The 1267-nt window shown below is 73.5% G+C and carries 1 protein-coding gene and 1 pseudogene; both read right to left on the bottom strand.

The annotated features are described in order from the left end of the window. Positions 1–245: 245 nt before the first annotated feature. Complete coding sequence (locus tag AB0O00_RS40080) at positions 246–743, bottom strand: RNA-guided endonuclease TnpB family protein (RefSeq protein ID WP_363659596.1); 498 nt, start codon at positions 741–743, stop codon at positions 246–248. Positions 744–967: 224 nt separating this feature from the next. Next, positions 968–1267 (bottom strand): annotated as a pseudogene (locus AB0O00_RS40075) (serine/threonine protein kinase); the annotation flags it as partial.

The following is a 1267-nucleotide window of genomic DNA, read 5'->3' as shown; positions in this document are numbered from 1 at the left end:
GGCCGGATCCGCGCTGGTCGGGGCGGCCGCCGGCGCGGCGGGCGCGGGCGGCGCGGCGTCCGCGGAGCGGTCCTCGGCCTGCGGCGCGGCGCAGCCCGCGCTCGCCACCAGCAGTGCGGCGGCCAGGCCCAGTGCCGCCGCGGCCCGGACGGGACGGCGCCCACGCGTCATTGCTCTTCCGTTCCTGATTCCATAGTCGGTTATCAGCAACCCGGGCATTACGACCCGGGAGGTCCGTCACGGTGTCACCAGAGCGCGAGCTGCGCTTCGGTGTCCTGGGTACGGTCTCGCGTTTCCTCCTCGCCCCGCTGGCGGGGGAGGGTTTCGCCGCCTGCCCGCCCCGCACTCGCCTTGCGGCGGGTGCGGGTGGTGCGGGTCTTGTGGTCGGCTCCACGCGGTTTCGACGCTTGCGCGTCCGGGCCTCCGGCCACTCCGGTACCCGTGATGCCGCCCGACGCGAGGCCGGCGAGGTTGCGGGCCGCGTTCTCGTCCCGGTCGATGACCAGGCTACACGCGTCGCAGGTGAACACCCGGGCGTGCAGGGGCAGCTTGGCTTTCACTGCCTTGCACGCCGAGCAGGTCTTGCTGGACGGGTACCAGCGGTTGGCGACGATCACGCGGCCGCCGGCCCAGCCGGTCTTGTAGGTGATCTGCCGGCGGATCTCGCCGAACCCGGCGTCGGCGATCCTCCTGGCGAGCCGGCGGTTGCGGAGCATCCCGGCGACGTTGAGGTCCTCGACCACTTCGGATCCAGCGCAAAACGGTACGCCTGAACCACGAAACCCGGACGCGCCTCGAACCCCCGCACAAGACCCCCCTCCCGCGCCAGACCACCAACTCCCCGGACCATACCGGACAGCACCGACAATCAGCCGAAATACCTGGATCGCTGAGACCCGGCCCGGAGAATCGGTAACAGCGGGCAACCCCGCGCCCCACGGCCTGATCCGGCCTCAGGCTACGGGTTTCAGAACACCGGCAGCAGGGCCGGGCGGGGGCCGGTGCGGCGGTGCAGGCGGCGCAGGAACGTCAGCACGCCCGGGGTGCCGGCGGCCCACGCGGGCGACTCGGTCAGCAGGGCCGTGCCGGGGAAGATGGGACGGCCTGGCGCACCGCCCGCGCGGGACAGGACCAGGGCCGCGACCTCACCGGCGGCCGCCCAGTGCCGCTCCTCGCCGGTGACCAGCGCCAGGTCCACGAACAGCTCGCCCACCCCCGCCAGGCCGCAGCACTGCACCACCTGGCCGATCCTCGGCGCCAGCGCCCG

The sequence above is a fragment of the Kitasatospora sp. NPDC093558 genome, from assembly GCF_040683475.1.
In the GTDB taxonomy this organism is placed as follows: Bacteria; Actinomycetota; Actinomycetes; order Streptomycetales; family Streptomycetaceae; genus Kitasatospora.
This window is presented reverse-complemented; position numbering and strand designations above follow the sequence as displayed.